Origin of the sequence: Mycolicibacterium chubuense (genome assembly GCF_001044255.1) — a bacterium.
In the GTDB taxonomy this organism is placed as follows: Bacteria; Actinomycetota; Actinomycetes; order Mycobacteriales; family Mycobacteriaceae; genus Mycobacterium; species Mycobacterium chubuense.
In genome coordinates, this window is record NZ_JYNX01000065.1 from 1 (window position 1) to 5,170 (window position 5,170).

Annotated in this window: 4 protein-coding genes and 1 pseudogene; 2 read left to right on the forward strand and 3 right to left on the reverse strand. The window is 67.2% G+C overall.

Features of this window, described 5'->3' with window-relative positions; genetic code table 11:
* A pseudogene (locus MCHUDSM44219_RS24425) lies at positions 1-298 on the forward strand (hypothetical protein); the annotation flags it as partial.
* A gap of 30 nt (positions 299-328) precedes the next feature.
* On the opposite strand, the gene MCHUDSM44219_RS24430 reads toward MCHUDSM44219_RS24425, so the two are convergent.
* Together MCHUDSM44219_RS24430 and MCHUDSM44219_RS24435 are read right to left on the reverse strand one after the other, a co-directional pair.
* Positions 329-1,321, reverse strand: a complete 993-nt coding sequence (locus MCHUDSM44219_RS24430) for an LLM class F420-dependent oxidoreductase (RefSeq protein ID WP_048420867.1) — start codon at positions 1,319-1,321, stop codon at positions 329-331.
* Between the two features lie 55 nt (positions 1,322-1,376).
* Positions 1,377-2,351, reverse strand: coding sequence for a helix-turn-helix domain-containing protein (locus tag MCHUDSM44219_RS24435; RefSeq protein WP_048420868.1), 975 nt, complete (start codon positions 2,349-2,351; stop codon positions 1,377-1,379).
* A 236-nt stretch (positions 2,352-2,587) separates the two neighbouring features.
* Between MCHUDSM44219_RS24435 and MCHUDSM44219_RS24440 the strand changes: the two genes are divergently transcribed.
* On the forward strand, positions 2,588-3,013 hold the full coding sequence (locus MCHUDSM44219_RS24440) for a pyridoxamine 5'-phosphate oxidase family protein (RefSeq protein WP_048420869.1): 426 nt from the start codon (positions 2,588-2,590) through the stop codon (positions 3,011-3,013).
* A 115-nt stretch (positions 3,014-3,128) separates the two neighbouring features.
* On the opposite strand, the gene MCHUDSM44219_RS24445 is transcribed toward MCHUDSM44219_RS24440, so the two are convergent.
* Positions 3,129-5,170 (reverse strand): 3-hydroxyacyl-CoA dehydrogenase NAD-binding domain-containing protein (locus MCHUDSM44219_RS24445; protein ID WP_048420870.1); only part of this gene is annotated, 2,042 nt, incomplete at its 5' end.

The window sequence follows — 5,170 nt, forward strand, 5'->3', positions numbered from 1 at the left end:
CACCATGCAGAACCTGCCGCCGGCGGGCGCCCCGCCCCCGGGCGCCGGCCCGCCGCCGCCGCTGCCGCCCGGCTTCACGTCTCTCAACGCGCCGGGTTCGGAGACGGCCGCGGCCCCGACCGAGGGTGGCGGTGGCGCCCCGGCACTGCCGCCCGGCTACTACCCCGTCAACGGCCCCATGCCGCCCGGATACGAGTGGGGTGTGCCGCCACCGCCGCCGCCGCCCGACCCCAACGCGCCGAAGCCGTACGTGCCGGTGGTGTCGCCGCCTCCGCCGCCGCTGTTCCCGACGCAGTAGCTCTCACTCGAGCGCGCGACCGCCCTGACGTCAGCTCAGTGCGGGGATGATCTCTTTCTCGAACGCTTCGACACCTGAGCGGTCGTACGCGGCCTCCGGGAAGTAGCAGATGACGTAGTCACAGCCGAGGTCACGAAGCTTCTGCAATGCTTCGATGATTTGCTCAGGGGTACCGCTGCCGGCCGCCGGCGAGCTCATCGAGTTCAGCATCGCGTCGGCGGCCGCGTCGCCCGTCAGTGCCCGGATTCGCGATCGCACTCCGTCCAGACGGTCCTGGACGTCGGCCTCGCTCGAGCCCACGACGACGTTGATGTTGGCCGACCGAACGATGGCCCCGAAGTCAGTGCCGACGTCACGGCAATGGGCGGCGAGCACCTGCGATTTGTGGGCGAAGCCCTCCGGCTCCGACGTGAAATTGGTGTACTGGGCGTACTTCGCCGCGATGCGCAGGGTGACTTTCTCACCACCACCGGCGATCCACAGCGGGATCCCGCCCTTCTGCAGAGGTCTCGGCTCGACGATGGCCCCGTCCACCTGATAGTGCTTGCCCTCGAAACTGACGACGCCCTCTCGCCAGGCGTCTCCCATGATCTGCACGCCCTCGTCGAGGCGGGCCAGCCGCACGCCGGCCGAGGGGAACCCGTATCCGTATGCCCGCCACTCGTGTTCATACCAACCGCCACCGATGCCCATCTGAACCCGACCACCGGAGATGAGGTCGCAGGTCGCGGCGACCTTGGCCAGGTACACCGGGTTGCGGTAACTCATCGCGGTACACATCTGCCCCAGCTTGATACGCGACGTACTCGCGGCGTAGGCAGCCATCAGCGACCACGCCTCGTGCGTCGCCTCCTTGGTCGGCATGGGAACGGTGTGGAAGTGGTCGTACACCCACAGGGAGTCCCAGATCCCGCCGTCGTCGGCGTAGGACGCCAGGTCGCGCATCACCCCCCACTGCTCACCGGGGTCGATTCCGACCAGATCGAGTCGCCAGCCTTGCGGGATGAACAGTCCGAAGCGCATGACCTCGACTCTAGGCCCGCGGATCACCGCCCGGGTGGAAGGCCGAGGCCGCCCGTCACTGTGCCGGGCGGCCGGCGAAGCAGGACCGGTAGTCACTCGGCGTCGTCTGCATCTGTCGCACGAAGTGGTACCGAAAAGTGACCGGCGACTCGAAACCGACGCGGGCGCCGACCTGTTCGATCGAGAGCGAGGACGCCTCGAGCAGCGGCAGGCTCGCCTGTACGCGCTGCTCGATGAGCCACCGGATCGGGGTGGTTCCGGTGGCCTTGGCGAACTGGCGAAGGAAACTGCGCCGCGACATCGCACACTGCGCGGCCAGTTCGTCCAGGGTGATCGGCGCATCGAGATGCTCCAGGGCCCAGGCCATTCCCGCGGCGATCCGGCCGTCGTCCGTGGCCTCGGGTACCGGCATCTCGATGTACTGGGCCTGACCGCCCGCGCGATGAGGGGCGATCACCAGACGCCGCGCCACGTCGTTGGCGACGCTGACCCCGTGATCGGATCGCACGATGTGCAGACACAGATCCAGACCGGCGGCGCAGCCGGCGCTGGTCAGCACCCTTCCGTTGTCGACGTAGAGAGGCGCGCGGTCGATCGTGATGTCCGGATAGCGCGCCTGCAGGGCGTCGGCATAGATCCAGTGCGTGGTGGCCGCGCGGCCGTCGAGGACGCCCGCCGCGGCCAGCGCGAACGCACCCGAGCAGATCGACACCAGCCGTGCCGCCCGACGATCCGCCGCCCGGATCGCCTCGACGAGCGCCGGGGAGACCGGTTCGTCGATGTCGCGCACGCTCGGGATCACCACCGTGTCCGCATCGGCCAGCGCTTCCAGTCCGTAGGAGGTGTGCACCGTCGCGCCGCCGAGCAGTCGCACCTCGGGCGTCTCGGCGCACAACCGCACCGAGTACCACGGATGGGCGATGCCCGCGGAGAACAGCGGGGACAGCTCTGACATACCGAAGATCTCGGCGGCCAATCCCGATTCGAAACCGGTCATGCCGTCATAGGCGAGGATCGCGACCGTGTGCATGGCACTATCCTAACGAACAGTGGCCTCAGGGCCACTGTTGCGACGGACGTCAGTCGGGCAGCATCAGGACATGTTGTACGAGAGACGCCGCCGGAAGATGTTTCGCCACAATGTTTTTTGCGTTCTGCGTGACGTACTGGCCGGTGTCCACACGGCCCATGGGGTGGCGCACGGCGTCACCCCACCTCAGGACTCGGCGGCCCGGGAACGTCGGACCCCGCGCCTACCCTAAGGCCATGGCCCTATCGAAAGACGAACGCGAACGGTTCCTGGCCGAGCCGCACGTGGCGGCGCTGTCGGTGTCCGCCGGTGACACCCGCGGACCCCTGACCGTGCCTGTCTGGTACCAGTACAGTCCCGGCGGCGAGCCGTGGCTGCTCACCGGTGCCGACTCCCGCAAGGCCCGGCAGATCGAGGAGAAGGGATTCTTCTCGCTGATGGTCGAGCGCGTCGAGCCCACCGCCCGCTACGTCGCCGTCGACGGCGCGGTGAGCCGGATCGAGCCCGGCACCGACGAGCAGTTGGTCGAGATGACCCACCGCTATCTCAGCGGCGAAGGCGCCGAACGCTACCTTCAGTTCGCCCGCGAGAACCTCGGCGCGAACGTCGCGATCTTCATGCAACCGCAGCACTGGCTGTCATCGGACATGGGCTCGTTCTAGAGGCCGAAGGCGGCCATTCCCCGGCCACGGGGTCCGCCTGTACGAGACCATGCCGTTGCCCGACAACGCAGAATCCCCCGGAACCATTGCGGTTCCGGGGGATTCGGAGCGATGACTAGCTGGTCAGCGACGACGGCGGAGTGAACCGTTCGCCGTACTTGGCCGCCAGTTCCTTGGCGCGGGCGACGAAGGCCTCCTTGCCGACACCGCCGGCTCCCTGGTAGCCAAAGATGAACTGCGCCGAACCACCGGTGTAGGGCGGGTAGCCGATACCCATGATCGAGCCGATGTTCGCATCGGCGGTCGAGGTGAGAACGCCCTCGTCCAGGCACTTCTGGGTCTCGAGCGCCTCAGCGAACAGCATCCGGTCGATCATGTCCTGCAAGGGGATGTCTGCCTTGCCCGACCCGAAGGTGTCAGCCAGTCCCTCCCACAGGCCGGCGCGCTTGCCGTCGACGTACTCGTAGAAGCCCGCACCCTTCAGGCGCGACGGACGGCCGATCTCGATCATCTTGTTGACGACGCCTTCGGCCGGGTGCGGCTCGTAGGTTCCGCCCGCGGCCTCGGTGGCCTTGCGCGTCTCGGTCGCGATCTTCTGCATCAGCTCGAGGTTGAGCTCGTCGGACAGCTGCAGCGGCGCCGCCGGGTAGCCGGCCTGCGAACCGGCCTGCTCGATGCTCGCCGCGGGCACGCCTTCACCCAGCATCGCCAGCGCCTCGTTGACGAAGGTGCCGATGACACGGCTGGTGAAGAACCCACGGCTGTCGTTGACCACGATCGGGGTCTTGCCGCTGGCCAACGTGTAGTCGAACACCCGGGCCAGCGCCTCGTCAGAGGTCTTCTCGCCCTTGATGATCTCGACCAGCGGCATCTTGTCGACCGGCGAGAAGAAGTGGATGCCGATGAAGTCCTCCTGGCGCTTCACGCCGGATGCGAGGCCGGTGATCGGCAGCGTGGAGGTGTTGGAACCGAGCAGCGCGTTGGGCTCGACGATGTCCTCGATCTCCTGGAACACCTTGTGCTTGAGTTCCTGGTTCTCGAAGACGGCCTCGACGACGAAATCGACGCCCTTGAGGTCGGCCGGATCGGCAGTCGGGGTGATGCGGGCCAGCAGCGCCTCGGACTTCTCCTTCGTGGTGCGGCCCCGCTCGAGCGCCTTGGCTTCCAGCTTCTCCGAGTAGTTCTTGCCCTTGTCCGCAGCTTCCTGCGAAACATCCTTGAGGACAACCTCATACCCGGCCTTCGCCGAGACGTAGGCGATTCCGGCGCCCATCATGCCCGCGCCGAGGACGCCGATCTTGTTGATCTTGACCGGCTCGATGCCGTCGGGACGCGATGCGCCACCGTTGATGGCCTGCAAGTCCAGGAAGAACGCCTGGATCATGTTCTTTGCGGTCTGACCCGTCACCAACGAGGTGAAGTAGCGGCTCTCGATGCGGGTGGCGGTGTCGAAATCCACCTGAGCACCCTCGACGGCGGCGTCGAGGATCGCCCGCGGCGCCGGCATCGGCGCACCCTTGAGTTGCTTCTTCAGCAGCGCCGGGAACGACGGCAGGATGGCCGCGAGCGCCGGGTGCGACGGGGTGCCGCCGGGCATCTTGTAGCCCTTCTGGTCCCACGGCTGGGTGTGCGACTCGGGGTTGGCCTTTATCCACGCCTTGGCGGCGGGCACCAATTCATCGACGCTGCCGACCAACTCGTCGACCAGGCCGACTTCCTTGGCCTTGCCGGGCTTGAAACGCGTGCCCTGGCTCAGGATCTCCATGAAGGCCTTCTGAATGCCGAACATCCGCACCGTGCGGGCGACGCCGCCGCCACCGGGCAGCAGACCCAGGGTGACCTCCGGCAGGCCGATGACGACTCCCTTGACGTCGGCGGCGATGCGGTGGTGACACGCCAGTGCGATCTCCAGCCCGCCGCCGAGGGCGGCGCCGTTGATCGCCGCGACGACGGGCACTCCGAGCGTCTCCAGCGTGCGCAGGTCGGCCTTGATGAACTCGACCTCGGCGAACGACTCAGCAGCGTTCTCCGGGCCGACCTTCATCATGCCCTTGAGGTCACCGCCGGAGAAGAAGGTCTTCTTCGCGCTGGCGATCACCACGCCGGTGATCGAATCCTTCTCCTGCACAAGCCGCTCGACGGCATTGTGCATGGACT